This window comes from Ruminococcus sp. FC2018 (assembly GCF_000621805.1).
Classification (GTDB): domain Bacteria; phylum Bacillota; class Clostridia; order Oscillospirales; family Ruminococcaceae; genus Hominimerdicola.
The window spans coordinates 1-18,119 of the sequence record NZ_JHXH01000024.1; the positions used below are offsets into that span (position 1 = coordinate 1).

Consider the following 18,119-nt stretch of genomic DNA (forward strand, 5'->3'; position numbering starts at 1 on the left):
GGAGAAACCCAAGAAGAAACGAAAGAAAGCAGCGTAGATATTCCGCCGCACAGAGCAGTCTGTGCGGTCTTTTTTTGCTTTGTAAAACGTAAAGATTTTATGAACGACAGAAAAATGTCGCTTTTTGTCTTCTGCCATCGGTAAGTATATAGAGGGCGATCGTTCTCAATAAACAAAAAAAGAAAGGAGAAATCACATGAACAAACTGATCATCAAGTCCTGCGAGGAGATAATGACCACGCTGTACAAGCCGATAGAGTTCGCCGTTGACGGCTTGCTTGCCCAAGGCTTGTACATCCTTGCAGGCTCCCCGAAGACGGGGAAATCGTGGCTGGCATTGCAGCTTTGCCTTGCAGTCGCCAAGGGAGAAAAGCTGTTAGAGCGTGAAACTGCAAACGGAACGGCTCTTTATCTGTGCCTCGAAGATGGCTACGAGCGTATCCAAAAGCGGCTGTACGAACTGACAGACGAACCGTCGGACAAACTGTTCTTTTCGATAATGGCTGACTCTATCGGCTGCGGTCTTGAGGAGCAGATAACCAAGTTCAAGTCTGCACACGATGACTTACATCTTGTTGTTATCGACACTTTGCAAATGGTAAGGAGTGAAACAGAATCCACATACGGCAGCGACTACGCAGAGCTATTGCCGCTGAAAGCTCTCGCACAGCAGCTTGGGATCTGCATCGTGCTTGTACATCATCTTCGCAAGGCTGCCGACAAAGATCCGTACAATATGGTCTCGGGCAGCACAGGTCTGAACGGTTGTGTTGACGGTCTGCTGGTACTTATCAAGGCAAAACGCAGTGCAAATCAGGCTGTGCTTCACTGCACAGGCAGGGACATTGAGGACACCGAGCTGCTGCTCACTCGGCAGGGCGCAAGGTGGACAGTCACCGACGAGAGCGAGGACAAGCCGCCCGACCTTTTTTCTTTTGCGATACACGATCTGATGCTTGAAAAACTCACGTTCAAAGGCTCGGCAACAGAGCTGTGCGGTCTGCTGACGGAGAAATACTCAAAAGATTTTTTCCCGAACATGATAAAGAAAGACCTGACCTTGCACGGCTACGAACTGCAAAGCTACGGCGTGAAGTTTTCTCACAAGCGCAGCAATGGACAGCGGTTGATTATGCTGAAGTACGACCGTGACAGTGACACCAGTGACGGCAAAATTCTTATGCCCGAGCCGTCACAAAATGCTGACCCTGCTGTCACTGCCGAGCAGAGCGAAAGCTCACAAACCGCTGATACTATTGACTCTGCGAACAAGACAGGCAGCAACACTTGTGAAAAGTCAGCTGACCCTGTCGGGCAGTTAGCTGTCCCTTTTCGCAGCGGAGCTGACCCTGAGTACATCATCATTGGCGGAAAGAAAGTCGAGGTGAAAAGCTACTCGCTTGACGAACTGCTCAACCAAAGCGCAGCAAAACTGCGGGAGAAGATTTTCAGAGAACGAGGGATAGTCGTCCCCGAATTCGACCCCACACCGTGAGCCGATTTGTGCCCACTCTCGCCCTGGGTGGACAAACTACCCGAGCAGCTGCCCGAAAACGCCGCACAGGGCAACATGGCGCAAGTGTGAGCGAATGGGAGAGCAAGGAACTCTCGCCGCAGGAGTTTACTATCTGTATAGTAATCCTAAAATAGCAGAAAAGAGAAAAGTCCAAGTCTGAACGCTTTGCGGCTCACGGGTGCAGACTAAAACTGTTCCAAGTATCAGTATCAAACGGCAGTCCGAAAACCGCAGGGATTCTGTCAATGCCAGCATCGCAGGCGGCAGTCCGCAAATGCGAACTTGCCTCCCGCATTGCCGGCTCGGGGTGGACCCCGTGACCCCCCTGTCTCATTGGCAGAAAAAGAATATGTCTGAACTGATAATCCGACAGTTTTGAGTGCAGCCCAACTCTGCTCGATTTCAGAGCTTTCATAGCTTTGCAAGTTAAAGCTTCGGGGTCGTTGCCCCGAAAGCAGTCACAGCGAACGGCAAAGCCGACCGCAATCTACGCACTTTCAGCCACTCACAAAAAAGGAGTCGTAAAACCAAGGCTTTTGAAAATCAGGGGTCGTAAATCAAAAATATAGCCTCTTTCGGCGGTGGTGCGAGGGGTTGTGCAGGAGTCACGGGCTGTTTCAGAGGGAATTAAAAATATGTGTTGTAATTCTTAACGACAAAAAATCCAATTACGAAAGGAAGATCAAAAATGACAAACTACAATTTTAATTCAGACAGAAGAATGATGATTGAGACAACTAGGAGGAGAATATGCAAGAAAAGAAAGCGAAAGAAACGATGCTGTTTACAGATAAAAAGCTGACGGTGGAGGGCAAGATCTTTGATGTGAGGCTGTGCTTCCCGACCGCACCGACCGACTCCGTCACGGACAAGCTGTTGTATCTGATAAGCGGCAGGAAAAGTTAACAGAAAGTTATCTGGAAAAACAAGCCGAATGGGAGTATACTTTGTGTAGTCCTATTCGGTTTGATTCAGAACAACTTGTTCGGAAACGGAGGGATAAAATGAAACGATCAAACACGAATAACACTTTGATAACGGCTCTCTATTGTAGATTGAGTCAGGAAGATATGCGTTCGGGCGAGTCGCTGTCGATTGAGAATCAGCGATTGATGCTGACAGAGTACGCAGAGAAGAATGGCTTCAAGAACGCAAAGCTATACATCGACGACGGTTTCAGCGGAACGGACAACACCCGTCCTGCCTATGTCGAAATGCTTGAAGATGTCAAAAATGGATTAGTAGGAACGGTCATCGTAAAAGACCAATCAAGACTTGGTCGTGACCACCTGGAAACCGACAGGCTTATGGAGCTGATATTCCCGGCATATGATGTACGGTTCATAGCGATCACCGACGGTGTTGACAGTGCCAACGGCTTCAATGAAATGTCGGGGATACGAAATCTGTTCAACGATATGTATGCCCGTGACACGAGCAAGAAGATACGAGCTGTTCAGCGTGCGAAAGGCGAACGTGGGGAACGCATAGGTGCGCACATTCCGTACGGCTATATGAAAGACCCGAACGATGCTAAACATATCGTTCCCGACCCCGAGACTGCACCGACAGTCAAGCGCATCTTTGAAATGTATGCATCGGGCATCGGCTTTGTTAAGATCTGCGATGTGTTGTCAAAAGAGAAAGTGCTGTCACCGAGTATGTACGAGTTCAGAAGGACAGGCAGCCGTTCGGGCAACCCAAACCCCGACAGACCTTACCACTGGGCACAGGCGACTGTCAGAAAGATGCTGCTCAACGAGGTCTACTGCGGCGATACGGTCAATTTCAAGACCTACACCAAGTCCAACAAACTGCGCAAAAGGCTGAAAAACACACCCGACAGGATACTCACATTCAGAGATACACACGAAGCAATAGTTGACCGCAAGACTTTCGACCTTGTGCAGAAGCATTTTGAGGGCAGGAAGCGTCCCGACAAGCAGGGCGAGATCGACAAGTTTGCAGGGTATCTGTACTGCGCAGACTGCGGTGCGAGAATGTACCTGCGCCGAGGAAAGATCGACAACTACTCCTGCAGCGGTCACAGCAAGCGAGCAACCGACTGCCGATCGGCACATTACATTCGTGCATCTGCTCTGGAAAGTGTCGTACTTACGGCACTTCGGCAGGTAACAAGCTATGCAAGAAATCACAGCGAGGAGTTCTACAAAGCGGCAATGCAAAAGGGCGAGGAAGAATCGAAAAAGTTATTGCGTGACGTTGAAAAGCAACAAGTCGAGCTGACAGCGAGGATCGGGCAGCTTGACAACATCATAGCAACGCTTTATGAGGATAGAGTCGTGGGCAGGCTCTCGCCCGAGAGGTACGATCAGTTATCAGCTAAATATGAGAAAGAACAGGCGGAAATCAAGGCGAAACTTGAGGTCATCAGTCAAAAGCTTGATCGTCAAAAACTGCGTGAAAGCTGCATCAGGAGCTTCATTAAAAGCGCAAAAAGGTATGTCAGCATGCCAAAACTGACGCCCGAGCTGCTGAGGACATTTATCAGCCGTATCGAAGTCCACGAGAAAGAGAACAGATTCTCACGGACGATTGGCAACAAGATTGACATCTGCTTTACATTTGCTCCCGAAAGTGGTATGATAATAGACGGAGAAGGAAACGGCGAAGGATCGCAGCTTCTCGCCGGTTAAAACAAAACCCGAAAGGCTCAAAAACCTTTCGGGAACTTACATATCCAAAAGCTACCCTAACGATAGCTTACACTCCCTTCCTAAACCTCTTAATGAAAATAGCGGATATGGGCACAAGACCCATATCCGCTATTTTGACTGAAAGTCTAAAAGGAGCATAAGAAAAACTCTCTTTAGAAGACTCTCCTCAGCAGTTCATCAAAATCTGCTTCTGCTCCCTGTCCCTCAAAAAAATGGGAGCTTTTTAGTGCGCCGAAGATGCACCTTTTACTTCTTACCTCTACATCTTCATAACTAAAATGCCGCACTCTCAACTCACGAGAATGCGGCATATTTTAATTATTCACAAGCTGCGGTCTATCAGTACATACCGCCCATTCCGCCTGCGCCTGCTGCGGCAGCTGCAAGTGCGGCATCAGCCTGGGGATCCTTCTTGTCAGCAACAAGGCTCTCTGTGGTGAGTACCATTGAAGCTACCGAAGCAGCGTTCTGAAGTGCCGAACGTGTAACCTTTGTAGGATCTACGATACCCTCAGGTATCATATCAACGTACTCCTGGGTGTATGCGTTAAAGCCGTAGCCTATCTTTCTTGAGCGAACGATATTGTCGATAATAACGCTGCCCTCAAGACCTGCGTTCACAGCGATCTGTCTTACAGGCTCCTCAAGTGCCTTGAGCACGATCTGTGCGCCTGTCTTTTCGTCACCTTCCAGCTGGTCAACAAGCTCCTTTACCTTAGGCATAGCGTTGATAAGGGCTGTTCCGCCGCCTGCTACGATACCCTCTTCAACAGCTGCCTTTGTAGCTGCAAGAGCGTCCTCGATACGCATTTTCTTTTCCTTCATCTCTATCTCGGTAGCTGCGCCTACCTTGATGACTGCAACGCCGCCGGAAAGCTTAGCCAGTCTTTCCTGGAGCTTTTCCTTGTCAAAGTCGGAAGTGGTGGTGCCGATCTGGTTTTTGATCTGATTTACTCTGTCCTTGATAGCTTCCTTGTCGCCTGCGCCGTCAACGATAATGGTGTTTTCCTTCTGAACAACTATCTGTCTTGCTCTTCCCAGCTGATCCATTGTGGTCTCGGAAAGCTCAAGTCCCAGGTCTGCGGAAATAACCTCGCCCCCTGTGAGAACAGCGATATCCTGGAGCATCTCTTTTCTTCTGTCGCCAAAGCCCGGAGCCTTGACAGCAACACAGGTGAAGGTTCCTCTCAGCTTATTTACGATAAGTGTGGAAAGAGCCTCGCCCTCAACGTCCTCGGCGATGATAAGCAGCTTAGAGCCGCCCTTTACGATCTGCTCCAGCAGCGGCAGGATCTCCTGGATGCTTGCGATCTTCTTGTCTGTGATAAGGATATAAGGATCGTCCAGCACTGCTTCCATTTTATCTGTATCCGTTACCATGTAAGGTGACAGGTATCCTCTGTCAAACTGCATTCCCTCGACTACCTCGCTGTATGTCTCGGCAGTCTTTGACTCCTCAATGGTGATAACGCCGTCTGCGGAAACCTTTTCCATAGCCTCTGCGATCAGCTTGCCCACTGTCTCGTCAGCAGAGGAAACTGTGCCGACTCTTGCGATGTCCTCAGATCCTTCCACCTTCTTGGAGTTGGCAACGATGCTCTCAACTGCTGCGTCAACAGCCTTTGCCATACCCTTTCTCAGCACCATTGGGTTTGCGCCTGCGGCAATATTCTTCATACCCTCTCTTACAAGAGCCTGTGCAAGCAGTGTAGCGGTGGTCGTACCGTCGCCTGCTGCGTCGTTAGTCTTTGTTGCAACTTCCTTTACAAGCTGTGCGCCCATATTCTCAAAAGCGTCTTCCAGCTCGATCTCCTTGGCAATGGTAACACCGTCGTTTGTGATAAGCGGTGCGCCGAACTTCTTGTCAAGGACAACGTTTCTTCCCTTAGGTCCAAGGGTTATCTTAACTGTGTCGGCAAGCTGGTCGATACCGCTCTGAAGAGCCTTTCTTGCCTGCTCGCCGTAAATGATCTGTTTAGCCATAATCTATCCCTCCAAAAAATTATTCTACAACTGCAAGTATGTCATCCATTTTAAGAATGGTGTATTCCTGTCCGTCGATCTTAACGTCTGTGCCGCTGTACTTGCTCATAAGCACCTTGTCGCCCACCTTAACGGTCATGGTAACATCCTTTTTGCCCTCGCCTACTGCGATGACCTCAGCGATCTGCGGCTTTTCCTTAGCCGATCCTGCAAGGATGATCCCGCTCTTGGTGGTCTCCTCTGCTTCCACCATTTTGATAACTACTCTGTCCTGTAACGGTTTGATAGTCATAATTGTTCCTCCTTATATTAAAGTATATCTGAAACTTGATTTGTGCCGCTTTTTTGTCACGGCAAAAAGAGTTTAGCACTCTTGCTCTTTGAGTGCTAAATATATTGTAGCATATTTTTTCTAAATTTCAAGTCATTTAAAGGTAAATGCTGAAATTTTGTCACTTTGCACAAAAACCAAAACATAACCAAAGAAAAATTATCCCACCCCCTTTTCAGCAGGGGTTGTCAAACCCCCTGATATAAAGGCTATCGGGCGTTTTTGTTTATCATGTGCCAAAGCCGTTTTATTGTAATTTGTTATCACTGTGTATATATTTTAACTCTTTGTTAGCGGCTTGTTACTAAAGTTAAATATTTGTTCATAGTATGTTCATACACCGTAATTGTAAATTTGTTATAATATCACTATCAATATAAATATTTACTTTTATTTGTTCAAATTTTGGAATGTATTGAATGGGAAAAAGCGTGAAAAGGGAAGTTAAAACAAAAGATAATAACAGAAAGGATGGGTAAGTATGTCATTGGGAAGAGTTCTGGTCGTTGATGACGACAAGAATATTTGCGAGCTTTTAAGGCTTTATCTTGAAAAGGAAGGTTACGGAGTTATCCTTGCACATGACGGTGAGGAGGCGGTTGTAAAATTCAACGCACTCAAGCCTGATATAATCCTTCTGGACATTATGCTGCCCGGACTTGACGGCTGGCAGGTGTGCCGTGAGATAAGAAAGAAATCAAATGTACCTATTATAATGATAACCGCAAAGGTGGAGACCTTTGACAAGGTGCTGGGACTTGAGCTGGGCGCAGACGACTACATTGTAAAGCCGTTTGACACCAAGGAGGTAATTGCCCGCATCAAGGCGGTTTACAGACGTGTAGGTCAGTCCTCTGCGGAGGCTGAGATAAAGGAAGTCAAGTATGACAAGCTGTCTGTGAACATGACCAGATATGAGCTGAGGGTAAACGGACAGGTGCTGGATACTCCGCCGAAGGAGCTTGAGCTGCTGTTCCACCTGGCTTCCAATCCTAACAGAGTTTACACCAGAGACCAGCTTCTTGACGAGGTATGGGGCTTTGAGTATTACGGCGACTCCAGAACTATCGACGTTCACGTTAAAAGGCTTCGTGAAAAGCTAGAGGGCGTTTCAGACCAGTGGGCGCTCAAGACCGTATGGGGCGTAGGATACAAATTTGAGGTAGCGGAGAACCACGAGTAATATCATCGTAATAATATGAACAAGAGAAAAAGTATTGTCTTTAAATACTTTGCATTATGCACAGCAGTAATACTCATAAGCTTTATATGCTTAGGAGCAGTATTACTGCTTGTTTCTTCAAGGTATTTTATTGACGAAAAGAAAAACCTTATGGTGAAAAACACCGAGGCTCTGGTGGAATTTACACAGCAAAGACTCACCGAGGATCCTGCACACTGGAAGGGTGCGGTCACCACAAAGATGCATGAATACTCCATAAGCAGCAATGCGGACTACATCATGTGCTCTGCCTCGGGGGATGTTATCTACAACACCTCCTCCGACCCTGTTTCAAACCCTACCACCATTGCCCACGAAGGGCTTGAACCCTTCGGCGAGGAGTGCAGCTACGCTTACGGCAGCTGTTCGGGTGCATTCGGACAGGATTTTCACATCACAGGTATGAGCTTCAAAGGCAACGGTCCTGTGTATTATATGCTTTCATATTCCTCAAAAACTCAGCAGGAAGACTATATGTGGAACATCACCGAGGTGTTCATTATATCCATGCTGGGTGTGCTTGCCGTTGCGATCTTTCTGATCTATATAGTTACCCTGAAGTTCACCGACCCTATCAAAGAGATCTCCGAGGTCTCCAAAAAAATAGGAAACGGCGATTTCTCCGTAACTGTTCCCGAATACGACGTGGAAGAATATGCCCAGCTGGCAAACGCCTTCAACGAAATGGCTGCCAGCCTTAAAAACTACGACACCATGCGAAACAGCTTCCTTGCCAACGTTTCCCACGAGCTTCGCACACCTATGACATCCATGAGCGGTTTTGTGGACGGTCTGCTTGACGGCACTATCCCCAAGTCGGAAGAAAGGCATTATCTGAAGATAATTTCCTCGGAGGTCCACCGCCTTGCCCGCCTTGTGCGCTCCATGCTCAACCTTGCCAAGATAGAGGCGGGAGAGCTCAAACCCAATCTGACCACATTCTCGGTGCTGGAGCCTATCGTGGATACCCTTGTGACCTTTGAGCCAAGGCTTGAAAAAAAGCGGATAGACATACAGGGTCTTGACGTGGACAGGGTGAACCTTTACGCCGACAACGACCTTGTTCATCAGGTCATGTATAACCTTATCGAGAACGCAATAAAGTTCGTTGACGATGGCGGATATATACGCTTTACGTTCACTCCTTCGGGAGATATGACTGTTATCTCTATCAAAAACAGCGGCGAGGGTCTGTCCGAGGACGAGCTGCCGCTGGTGTTCGACAGATTTTATAAGACCGATAAGTCAAGAGGTCTTGACAAAACAGGTGTGGGACTTGGACTTAATATCGTGCGCTCTATCATCAGGCTCCACGGCGGTAAAATAATGGTCCGCAGCGTCAAAGGCGAATATACAGAGTTTATATTCACCCTGCCGAACAAGCCGACAGATGAATAACTGTTTTTATTGAGGGGAACTCTTTTGGAGAATGAGTTTAGAGAACGGCTTTGCCGTTCTCCCTGGAGTAACCGTGACACGGTTACTCTGCCCCTACAAACTCCCCTCAGAAACCTTTTATTGATTTTCAGCGGTCGGGAGTCTTTCTCCCGACCGCTGAAAATGAGTAAGAGATACCCAAGAGAGCCTAAGAGAATTCTTTTCCAAGAAAGCACCCGCAATAAGTACATTATTTATTGGTGGTATATTTGGCAAGGCAAAGGGTAAAATAACAAAAAACAAGGAGATAATCATGTCAGGTCAGGTTTTTGAACGCATATACGAGGTCGTGAAAAGAATACCCAAAGGCAAGGTAGCGACCTACGGACAGGTCGCCGCAATGGCGGGAAATCCACGCTGGGCAAGGGTAGTCGGCTACGCTCTGCACGCCAATCCGGACCCGGAGCATATCCCATGTTTTCGTGTGGTAAACCGAAACGGTCAGGTGTCCAAAGCCTTTGCCTTCGGGGGCGAAAATATGCAGATACAGCTTCTGCGAGCCGAGGGGGTAGAGGTTACTGACGACGGCAGAGTTGACCTTTCAAAATATCGATGGTAACAAAAAAGAGACCGCTTTGGTCTCTTTTTTTCGGGATCAAACTCCCTTTTCGTCGCTGTACTTTGCGTTTTCGTTCAGGTCGATGCCGAGCTTGTCGGCTTTGTCGATAGTTATCTTGCAGCCGTCCTTGACCTTTTGCATTATCAGCTTCATCATCGACTCGTTTACTGCAACGCAGCCGCCTGTATAAGGCTTGATCAGACCTGTGCAGTGGAAGAAGAAGCAGGAGCCTTTCTGCGGGATACACTCCTTGTTGTAGCCCATATTCAAGCAATACTTGTACTGATACTTATAGTCAACGATATGCTCGCACTCGTCGGGGTCAAGACCGGGAACGTCCTTGATATTGACGAATTCGTTGAAGTGCATACCCTCACGGTTGTCGCCCGACCAGTAATGGTCCTCGGTGACCTTTGTGTATTCCATCTGGCAGCCCGGGTCATCTGCGATGCCGAATGCCTTGTCGATAGTGAAAGTTCCTGTCGGAGTTCTTGCGTGGTCGCAGTCTGCGTTGCCCATGCCCTCAAGACCGATATATCCCGGTGTCTGAAGCAGCATCTGCCACTTGCCGTCCTTGTTCTTTTCGTGCATGCTGACATAAGCCGTTGTATCACCGACGCCCGCAACAACGATTATCTGCTCTGCGTCCTTGACCGCATCGAGCTTTGTCAGCCACTCAGGCGAATCAACTACTTTCTGGTCGGTGATGTACAGATAGTTTGAGTCTTTCTTGCTCTCGGTACCTGAGCTGCTGTCTGCCTTTGAGCTTGAGTCGCCGCACGCCGTAAGCATGCTTACGCACAATACCGCTGCTGTCAAAATGCCTGCAAATTTTTTCATAGTTTCCTCCTTTGTTATTTGCCCATAAAGGCTTTTATTTGTGAGATCATCTGTGCCATTTCATCATCTGTGCCGATAGTTATGCGCAAACGGTCGTCGATACGGGGCTTATTGAAATACCTGATATAGATGCCATTGTCACGCAGGTACTCAAAAATATCCTTTGCGCTGTACTTGGGGTGAGTAACAAAAAGAAAATTGGTCTGACTGTCGAGAACCTCAAAGCCAAGCTCTCTAAGCTGTCCGCTGACCTTTTCCCGGGTGCTGATTATCTTTTTAAGCGTGCTTTGGAAATACTCCTCGTCCTGCACACTTGCCACGCCTGTTTCAATGGACAATCTGTTCACGGGATAGCTGTTATAGGAATCCTTTACTGCCATCATGTACCCGATAAGCTCACTGCTTGCATAGGCGACACCCAATCTCATGCCTGCCATTGAACGGGATTTGGAAAATGTGTGCGTCACGACCAGGTTGTCGTACTCCTTTATAAGGTCAAGGCAGTCGATGCCCTTATCCGCAAAGTCCACATAGGTCTGGTCAACTATCACGATACAGTCCCTGTTGTGCTCCAGCACGTTACGCACGAACTCCCGATTTTCAGCAAGCGAAGTCGGCGCATTGGGGTTTGCAAATACAACACCCCCGTTGCCCTCTCCGTAAAGGCTCTGTGCGTCTATGTGGAAGTCCTCCCCCACAGGTACTGTCCTGCCGGGTATCTTCAGAAGGTCGCACCACACAGGGTAGAACGAATAAGTTATATCAGGGTAAACTATGGGCTTATCGCTGTTGAAAAACGCCCTGAATGCCGTAGCCAGCACGTCGTCCGAGCCGTTTGATACAAACACGTTGTCAATGCTTAACCCCGCCCTTTTCGCAAGCGCTTCCCTCAGCGGTCCCGCATCTGCACTGGGGTAACGCCGCATATCTTCACACCTGTATCCCTCAAGTATCTCCCTTACCCTCGGCGACGGCGGATATGCGTTCTCGTTTGCGTTGAGCTTGATTATCTTATCGCTCTTAGGCTGTTCGCCTGCCACATAGGGTGTTATGTTTATTAAATTCTTTCTCCAAAGCTGTTCGCTCATCCTTATACCTCATCCTCTCATAAATCAGAATTTACCGCATCATCCCTGCGTGGCAGCCGGGGGAACTCTTTTAAGAGAAGAGTTCCCCCAGACCCCCTCAGAAACCTATTAATGATTTTTCCCCACCCCGTCTGCGACGGGGCAGGAAAAAATAACTATAAGTCCTAAGGAGATATGAGAACCCCCTTAAGAGAAATCCCCAACTACTACGCAAGGATAATGTGGTAAATCCGAGTTATCATCATACGTTTGGTAAATAGTTGGGTTGACCTATTGAAAGAGTTTCCCTTAATCTCTCCTCCTGAACCCTCACTACTTTTTCAGTGCAAGATGTCGCAGACATCTTGTGCAGAAAAAGCAATAAAAGTTTTAGGGGTGGGGTTTGGGGGAGATGGAGTAACCGTTACCACGGTTACTCGGGAGAATGGCGATGCCATTCTCCAACCTTCTTTCAAAAGGGTTTTCCCCGATTACTCCGCAAGGGTGCTGCGGCAAATTCTGATTTATTACATTTTATCAATGTGTTTTTCATATTCATAAATATACTCTATCTCTCTGCTGCCGTCGGCGTGTATCGTCACAGAGATATCGCTCGCATAGATCCCGACGTCATCAAACGAAAACTGAACATCACCGTTTCGGAAAACGCCCAGCCAGATAAGCTGCATATCGTCCATTATCATTTGCTTGTTATACCCGCTTGCTATCATATCGGGGGAACGGAGAAAATGGTCGGCAATACGCTCGGTGATTTCATTTTCAACACGGTCCTTGTCCGCAAAAAGCTCTTCCAGCCGTGCATAGCAAAGCTCTGCCCGGGTGATGTCCGGGGAGTCCGTGTCGATATACGCCGTTGTGATCTCGCTTTCAATGCCGCCGTCGTACCAGTCAATGTAACCCTCGTAACCGAATTCGTTTACATTCGGGTTGTTGATATAGGTAAAAGTGCCCAGCGGAGAGTTAAGCATAAGCTTTTCCTGCTGCGCCTTTTCGGGTTCTTTTTTCTTTTTGCCGAACAGCCCCATAACCGTATTCTCCTTGTTCGTTTTATCATAGTAAAGTGCTAACACGCTATCACGGCAAACAGTATAGCACATTTGCGCACTCTTGTCAAGCCTTTGGTCTTTTGCCGCTTTGAATAAAGCTTATCAGCTCTTCCGGGTCGTCAAAGTCGTCGTAATCGCCCATAATTCCCTCACGATGATAGACGACACCTGCTTTTTCGTTTCTCTCAAGGCAGTCAAGCAGAGCCTCTTTGCCGTATCTGCGTGCAAACTCGGTAAAGCCCACCGCCTTTATCTTGTCCTTGAAAAGCCCCTTTTTGCAGTCTTTTTCGCCGCACTCAAAGCAAGATGTTATGTCCTTGGCGATGCAGCATTTTCTGTTTTCGCACCACTGCGCGTCCTTGCACCAGTCAAGCTCCATAAAGCCGTCTTCACCGCAGCCCTTGCATTTGATGTTCTCGCTGCAAAGGCAGCACGCAAGACCGCACCTTGCGATACCAAGTTCTCTTTTCATTATTCTCCCCCAAAAAGTATTGCTCAGCTCTCGTACCTGCGCACTCTCAGCTTGATGCCCACCTTGTCGGCGACAGCCTGTGACTTAGCTATCTCCTCCTCGCCGATAACGTCAACAACTGTCAGCATTGTGTTTGGCACATACTTTGATGCCTCTTTTGCAAATCTGAGCATCTCCTCAAAGCAGTTCACACCCTTGAAAGACGGGCGGGTGACTGCGTCATAAGCCTGCGCATCCGAGGCGTTAAGGCTGACCGATACCGTGTCTATCAGTCCCTCCAGCTCGGGAGCGATATCACGCTTGTTTATAAGGCTGCCAAGACCGTTGGTGTTAAGGCGCAGGGGCGTTTGGGTAACGCTTTTGATGTACCTTGCCGTTTCTTTGAGTATCTCAAATTCGTTTGTCGGCTCGCCGTAGCCGCAGAAGATTATCTCCTCATAGCTGTCAAGATCACGCTTTTTAAGGTCGGCAGCGACCTCCGCCGCACTCGGCTGGTGCTCCAGCCACAAGGGATCAGAGCCGTAAGCCCCGTCGCCGTTGTTGCGTATGCAGAACGTGCAGTTGCACGGGCATTTGTTAGTTATGTTGAGGTATAGCTTATTGCCTATCTCGTAGGAAATATTCATCGCTTTAGTCATTTTCAACGCATCCTTTCGACAATGTAATTGAGGGGTAACCCTTTTGAAAAAGGGTTACCCCCTCAAACTCCCCCTCCTAAAACTTTCATTGCTTTTTCGCCATTTGGGTTTACAACCCAAACGCCGAAAAAGAGATAAGATTTCAAAAGAGGGATCAAGGAATAACTCTTATTCAAAAAGTCACTCTCGATCTCGCACTGACAAAAGGGATAATAAAAATCCACAAAACAATATACCCTTCTGACAAGTGTGAAAGAGCAAGCCGCTCACGTTCAGCTATAATTATATCACCTTGCATTTGCGCTGTCAATTCACTTTGCGAACTTTATCCCCTGGTAAGAATTCCGCCTGCCAAGCTCCTTGTCTATCTCGTTCATCACGCAGAACTTTTTTAAGCTCCACAGCGGTGCGATAAGCTCATCCCTTGCCCCGTCCCCGGTAACACGCTGTATCACAAATTCCTTTGGCAGCAGCTCCAGCTGGTCGCAGACGATACCCACATATTCCTGCATTTCAAGGGTGCGAAACTCCCCTTGCTCATACATCTGTGCCAGGGGCGTGTTTTTCAGCACGTGAAGAAGATGTATCTTTACGCTGTGAAGGTCAAGCTGTGCAAGCTGCCGTGCCGTTTCAAGCATCATATCGTGGGTTTCCTGCGGCAGTCCGTCGATAATATGCACGCACACGTTTACCCCATGCCTGCGCAGAAGCTCATAGCCTGCAAGAAAATCCGAAAAGGTGTGACAGCGGTTCATCGCCAGCGCAGTTTCGTCATGGACGGTCTGCAAGCCAAGCTCTACGGTGAGGTAGGTTTTCTTTGCAATATCCCCCAGCAGCTCCGCCTTTTCCTCGTCTATACAGTCTGCCCTGGTGGCAATGCTCAGCCCCACGCAGTTTTCAAGCCCCAGCGCCGTTTCGTACATCACCTTTAGCCTTTCCACCGGAGCATAGGTGTTTGATCCTGCCTGAAAATAAGGGATATAAAGCCCCCGGGACCACTTTTCGTTCATCTTTGCCCTGACGCTTTCAAACTGGGTGCGGATATCGTCGCAGGGGTCCCCTGCAAACTCGCCGCTGAGATACGCCGAGCAGAATTTACACCCCCCTGTGCCCTTTGTCCCGTCACGGTTGGGACAGCCCAGATCCACATTCAGAGAGATCTTCATAACCTTCTGCCCGAAGCGTTTTTTCAGATAGTGATTGTATGTGTGATAACGTTTGTTATCAGCGGAATATTCAAAAGGATTGTCTGCGATAGTGTTCATTTTATGCTCCTTTGGGGGAGTTATCCTGCCCTTTTCGTTTTAATAATATGTAATTAGTTGTTTAACAAACAATGTCCGCCACCCTTATTTTCTCTTTTACAGGCGTAAGACCGTCGGTTTGCTTAATCAATTTTAACATAATTCACAAAACTGCGCAAGCTAATTTATTTACAAATCCTAAATTTTTGGAAAAATTACAAAAAAACTTTGCAAAATCGGAGAAATGTGATATAATATCATAAGAACTCTGCACTTCAGAAAGGAGTGACACTATGTCAACAATACTCGTAACCGGAGCGAGCGGAATGATAGGTACTTACCTTGTATCAAGTCTGCTTGGAAAAAAACATAAAGTATACGGTGTGGACAACAAGACAAACGAGCTTGTAGGCTCCGACGATAACTATACTTTTATTCAGTCGGACGTTACAAACAAGGACACCATTTCAAGGATCCTTGCCAATGAGCACGTTGATGTTCTTGTTCACCTGGCTTGTTCTGTTGACAATGACCTTGACTCCTACATTACAGATACGGAGATCAAGAGAAGCAAGATGTGCGATAAGTTCATCTATGATCTTGCTGAAAAGGCAGGCTGCACAAGCATAGTTCTTTTGAGCACCACACAGGTATACGGCATCCAGAAGGGTCGTGAACCTATCAGAGAGACCTTCCCCGAAAAGGGCAGCACAAACTACTGTGATCTGAAGCTGGCAAGCGAAAAGGCTCTTTTGAAGGCAACAAAGAAGTCAAACACCGTACCTGTTATTGCAAGAGTTGCACCTATTTATGATGCAGAATACACCCAGAACCTTCACGACAGAGTTTTTGACCAGAAGGAAGGCGTGGCATATATCTACAAAGAGGGCGAATACGGCTTCTCATTCTGCTGCATCTACAATCTTATCGACTTTATCAACGGTATCATAAACGTGCCTTCGGGAAGATACGAGGGTATATATAACGTTGCGGACACAAAGGTGATCACCGCTGCGGAGATAATCGAGTACGAAAAGAAGAGATATCGTATCGGTGCGGTCATCCAGAAGAACCCAAGTATAAACCTTACGATCAACAAGGGAAAGATGAAGACAGATTACAGGTATTTTGATCCGTCTGCTTCTTTCAGCAACTGGAACATAGACAATACCAAGGCTCGAAGGATATCCACCTTCCGCTGGACGCTGGCTAACACCAAGTAAAAAGTTACACACAGGGACTTCCGATAAACCCGGGAGTCCTTTTTTTGTGTCCTTTTTATGATCGTGCCACGGGCAAAACGACTGGTTTTTGAATGAAAATTATCCAAATTGCCCATAATCATTTTTTAAAAGTGCGCTGCTTCGTGTAAAATGCGGAAATTTTGCAAGAACATCAGTTTTGACTTGCAAAATATTAAAAAGTGGAGTACAATGTATTATCGGAAGATAATATTATTTGGAGGCTGTTTGGGATGAACTTATCACAAATGTCAAAGGCTGAACTTGAAGCCTTTAAAAATGAGGCTCAGGCTAAGCTTGATGAATACAAGGCAATGGGACTTTCGCTGAATATGGCAAGAGGAAAGCCGTCGGCAGAGCAGCTTGACCTTACCCAGGGACTGCTCACCACCGTGGTGACCTCGGCGGACTGTATCGCTGACGACGGAACAGACTGCCGTAACTATGGCGGTGTTGACGGTCTGCCCCAGGCAAAGGACCTGTTTGCTCCAATGCTGAATGTTGAGCGGGATCAGCTTATTCTTGGCGGCTCCTCAAGCCTTAACATGATGTATGATACTATCGCAAAGTTTATGCTTTTCGGCGTAAGCAAAGACTCAACGCCCTGGAAGGATCAGGGCAAACTGAAATGGCTGTGCCCCTGTCCGGGTTACGACAGACATTTCCTTGTTACCCAGACTTTCGGATTTGAAATGATAAATGTACCCATGAAGGACGACGGTCCTGATATGGATATGATCGAAAAGCTTGTGGCTGAGGACGAGAGCATTAAAGGCGTGTGGTGCGTACCTATGTACGGCAACCCTACGGGCATCACATTCTCCGACGAAGTGGTCAAACGCTTTGCAAGCATGAAAACAAAGGCAGACGACTTCCGCATCTTCTGGGATAACGCTTACTGTATCCACCACCTGACCGATACGCCCGACAAGCTTCTCGACCTGCTTGAAGAGTGTAAAAAAGCGGGCAACCCGGACAGAGCTATCGAGTTTGCCTCCACCTCAAAGGTCACCTTTGCAGGCGCAGGTGTGGCAATGATGGCTTCAAGCAAGGAAAACGCCGATTATATCAGGTCACATATGACCGTTCAGACTATCGGTCCGGATAAGATAAACCAGCTCCGCCACGTTAAATTCTTCGGAAGCTTTGAGGGCATAAAAGAGCATATGAAAAAGCACCGGGCTATGCTTGCTCCTAAGTTTGCCGCAGTTCTGGGCGGACTTGAAAAAGAGATCGCACCCCTTGGGATAGGAAGCTGGACAAAGCCAAACGGCGGATATTTCATTAGCTTTGATGCCCTTGACGGCTGTGCAAAGCGTATCGTTGAGCTTTGCAAACAAACAGGGGTTGTGCTTACCGGCGCAGGTGCCACATTCCCTTACAAGAAGGACCCCAAGGACAAAAATATCCGTATCGCTCCTTCCTACCCGCCGGTGGAAGAGCTGAAGCTGGCTGTGGAGGTCTTCACCACCGCAGTTAAGCTTGCAAGCGCAGAAAAACTCCTCAATAAAATATAGTAAACGCAAAAAGACAGACCGCTCGGCACACATGAACTGACCCCAAAAAGTTAGACAAACTTTTTAAAGAAAAAATATGCAAAGCGACTAAGAGAGATCTTGGTCGCTTTTGTTATGCGGCAGCGAATTTGTATTCAATAGGTGACATACCGTTAAGTTTAAGCTTTATGCGTTTTGTATTGTACCACTCTATGTAAGCGTGAAGCTCGGATATGAAGTGTTCTATTGATGTGAATTCTTGTAAATACAGCAATTCTGTCTTGAGTAATCCGAAGAAGTTTTCTGCACAGGCATTATCAAGACAGTT

Annotated in this window: 17 protein-coding genes; 8 read left to right on the top strand and 9 right to left on the bottom strand. The window is 47.5% G+C overall.

The window, feature by feature from the left end:
* Positions 1–196 precede the first annotated feature (196 nt).
* From T494_RS0111215 to T494_RS13070, 3 genes are all read left to right on the top strand, one after another.
* Positions 197–1,495: an AAA family ATPase gene (locus T494_RS0111215; RefSeq protein WP_028506377.1), complete on the top strand. Its 1,299-nt coding sequence runs from the start codon at positions 197–199 to the stop codon at positions 1,493–1,495.
* 771 nt (positions 1,496–2,266) lie between these two features.
* Complete coding sequence (locus T494_RS13955; RefSeq protein WP_155984110.1) at positions 2,267–2,422, top strand: hypothetical protein; 156 nt, start codon at positions 2,267–2,269, stop codon at positions 2,420–2,422.
* A gap of 98 nt (positions 2,423–2,520) precedes the next feature.
* On the top strand, positions 2,521–4,173 hold the full coding sequence (locus T494_RS13070) for a recombinase family protein (RefSeq protein WP_081777297.1): 1,653 nt from the start codon (positions 2,521–2,523) through the stop codon (positions 4,171–4,173).
* A 360-nt stretch (positions 4,174–4,533) separates the two neighbouring features.
* Here T494_RS13070 and groL read toward each other — a convergent pair whose 3' ends face one another.
* Positions 4,534–6,177: a chaperonin GroEL gene (gene groL, locus T494_RS0111230; protein ID WP_028506378.1), complete on the bottom strand. Its 1,644-nt coding sequence runs from the start codon at positions 6,175–6,177 to the stop codon at positions 4,534–4,536.
* 19 nt (positions 6,178–6,196) lie between these two features.
* A complete protein-coding gene (locus T494_RS0111235; RefSeq protein ID WP_028506379.1) occupies positions 6,197–6,469 on the bottom strand; it encodes a co-chaperone GroES in 273 nt (90 codons plus the stop codon).
* 520 nt (positions 6,470–6,989) lie between these two features.
* On the opposite strand from T494_RS0111235, the gene T494_RS0111240 reads away from it, so the two are divergent.
* The 3 genes from T494_RS0111240 (at position 6,990) to T494_RS0111250 (ending at position 9,726) form a co-directional block, all read left to right on the top strand.
* The gene (locus tag T494_RS0111240) at positions 6,990–7,691 is read left to right on the top strand and encodes a response regulator transcription factor (RefSeq protein WP_028506380.1); all 702 of its coding nucleotides are present in this window, start codon (positions 6,990–6,992) and stop codon (positions 7,689–7,691) included.
* A gap of 15 nt (positions 7,692–7,706) precedes the next feature.
* The gene (locus T494_RS0111245) at positions 7,707–9,128 is read left to right on the top strand and encodes a HAMP domain-containing sensor histidine kinase (RefSeq protein WP_028506381.1); all 1,422 of its coding nucleotides are present in this window, start codon (positions 7,707–7,709) and stop codon (positions 9,126–9,128) included.
* Positions 9,129–9,420: 292 nt separating this feature from the next.
* The gene (locus tag T494_RS0111250) at positions 9,421–9,726 is read left to right on the top strand and encodes an MGMT family protein (protein ID WP_028506382.1); all 306 of its coding nucleotides are present in this window, start codon (positions 9,421–9,423) and stop codon (positions 9,724–9,726) included.
* A 36-nt stretch (positions 9,727–9,762) separates the two neighbouring features.
* Here T494_RS0111250 and T494_RS13075 read toward each other — a convergent pair whose 3' ends face one another.
* From T494_RS13075 to T494_RS0111280, 6 genes are all read right to left on the bottom strand, one after another.
* Positions 9,763–10,566, bottom strand: a complete 804-nt coding sequence (locus tag T494_RS13075; protein WP_051540395.1) for a L,D-transpeptidase family protein — start codon at positions 10,564–10,566, stop codon at positions 9,763–9,765.
* Positions 10,567–10,580: 14 nt separating this feature from the next.
* Positions 10,581–11,654 carry a histidinol-phosphate transaminase gene (gene hisC, locus T494_RS0111260; protein ID WP_028506383.1) on the bottom strand — a complete coding sequence of 358 codons (1,074 nt, stop codon included), beginning with the start codon at positions 11,652–11,654 and terminating at the stop codon, positions 10,581–10,583.
* Between the two features lie 506 nt (positions 11,655–12,160).
* On the bottom strand, positions 12,161–12,751 hold the full coding sequence (locus T494_RS0111265) for a hypothetical protein (RefSeq protein ID WP_155984111.1): 591 nt from the start codon (positions 12,749–12,751) through the stop codon (positions 12,161–12,163).
* A gap of 13 nt (positions 12,752–12,764) precedes the next feature.
* A complete protein-coding gene (locus T494_RS0111270) occupies positions 12,765–13,172 on the bottom strand; it encodes a DUF3795 domain-containing protein (RefSeq protein ID WP_028506385.1) in 408 nt (135 codons plus the stop codon).
* A gap of 23 nt (positions 13,173–13,195) precedes the next feature.
* On the bottom strand, positions 13,196–13,810 hold the full coding sequence (locus tag T494_RS0111275; RefSeq protein ID WP_242836443.1) for a TIGR04100 family radical SAM protein: 615 nt from the start codon (positions 13,808–13,810) through the stop codon (positions 13,196–13,198).
* A 311-nt stretch (positions 13,811–14,121) separates the two neighbouring features.
* Positions 14,122–15,075, bottom strand: a complete 954-nt coding sequence (locus T494_RS0111280; RefSeq protein WP_028506387.1) for a TIGR01212 family radical SAM protein — start codon at positions 15,073–15,075, stop codon at positions 14,122–14,124.
* A gap of 272 nt (positions 15,076–15,347) precedes the next feature.
* Here T494_RS0111280 and T494_RS0111285 point away from each other — a divergent pair, with 272 nt between their 5' ends.
* Together T494_RS0111285 and T494_RS0111290 are read left to right on the top strand one after the other, a co-directional pair.
* Complete coding sequence (locus T494_RS0111285) at positions 15,348–16,277, top strand: NAD(P)-dependent oxidoreductase (RefSeq protein WP_028506388.1); 930 nt, start codon at positions 15,348–15,350, stop codon at positions 16,275–16,277.
* Between the two features lie 251 nt (positions 16,278–16,528).
* Positions 16,529–17,812, top strand: coding sequence for an aminotransferase class I/II-fold pyridoxal phosphate-dependent enzyme (locus tag T494_RS0111290; RefSeq protein ID WP_028506389.1), 1,284 nt, complete (start codon positions 16,529–16,531; stop codon positions 17,810–17,812).
* Positions 17,813–17,924: 112 nt separating this feature from the next.
* On the opposite strand, the gene T494_RS0111295 is transcribed toward T494_RS0111290, so the two are convergent.
* Positions 17,925–18,119, bottom strand: a 195-nt coding sequence (locus tag T494_RS0111295) for an IS3 family transposase (RefSeq protein WP_028506390.1), incomplete at its 5' end; no start/stop codon positions are given.

Excerpts from the sequence above, each read along its gene's own strand:
- T494_RS0111290 (WP_028506389.1), top strand. The coding sequence starts at position 16,529 with ATGAACTTATCACAAATGTCAAAGGCTGAACTTGAAGCCTTTAAAAAT.
- T494_RS13955 (WP_155984110.1), top strand. The coding sequence starts at position 2,267 with ATGCAAGAAAAGAAAGCGAAAGAAACGATGCTGTTTACAGATAAAAAG.
- T494_RS0111280 (WP_028506387.1), bottom strand. The coding sequence starts at position 15,075 with ATGAACACTATCGCAGACAATCCTTTTGAATATTCCGCTGATAACAAA.
- hisC (WP_028506383.1), bottom strand. The coding sequence starts at position 11,654 with ATGAGCGAACAGCTTTGGAGAAAGAATTTAATAAACATAACACCCTAT.
- T494_RS13075 (WP_051540395.1), bottom strand. The coding sequence starts at position 10,566 with ATGAAAAAATTTGCAGGCATTTTGACAGCAGCGGTATTGTGCGTAAGC.
- T494_RS0111215 (WP_028506377.1), top strand. The coding sequence starts at position 197 with ATGAACAAACTGATCATCAAGTCCTGCGAGGAGATAATGACCACGCTG.
- groL (WP_028506378.1), bottom strand. The coding sequence starts at position 6,177 with ATGGCTAAACAGATCATTTACGGCGAGCAGGCAAGAAAGGCTCTTCAG.
- T494_RS0111275 (WP_242836443.1), bottom strand. The coding sequence starts at position 13,810 with ATGACTAAAGCGATGAATATTTCCTACGAGATAGGCAATAAGCTATAC.
- T494_RS0111245 (WP_028506381.1), top strand. The coding sequence starts at position 7,707 with ATGAACAAGAGAAAAAGTATTGTCTTTAAATACTTTGCATTATGCACA.
- T494_RS0111270 (WP_028506385.1), bottom strand. The coding sequence starts at position 13,172 with ATGAAAAGAGAACTTGGTATCGCAAGGTGCGGTCTTGCGTGCTGCCTT.
- T494_RS0111285 (WP_028506388.1), top strand. The coding sequence starts at position 15,348 with ATGTCAACAATACTCGTAACCGGAGCGAGCGGAATGATAGGTACTTAC.
- T494_RS13070 (WP_081777297.1), top strand. The coding sequence starts at position 2,521 with ATGAAACGATCAAACACGAATAACACTTTGATAACGGCTCTCTATTGT.
- T494_RS0111250 (WP_028506382.1), top strand. The coding sequence starts at position 9,421 with ATGTCAGGTCAGGTTTTTGAACGCATATACGAGGTCGTGAAAAGAATA.
- T494_RS0111265 (WP_155984111.1), bottom strand. The coding sequence starts at position 12,751 with ATGTGCTATACTGTTTGCCGTGATAGCGTGTTAGCACTTTACTATGAT.
- T494_RS0111235 (WP_028506379.1), bottom strand. The coding sequence starts at position 6,469 with ATGACTATCAAACCGTTACAGGACAGAGTAGTTATCAAAATGGTGGAA.
- T494_RS0111240 (WP_028506380.1), top strand. The coding sequence starts at position 6,990 with ATGTCATTGGGAAGAGTTCTGGTCGTTGATGACGACAAGAATATTTGC.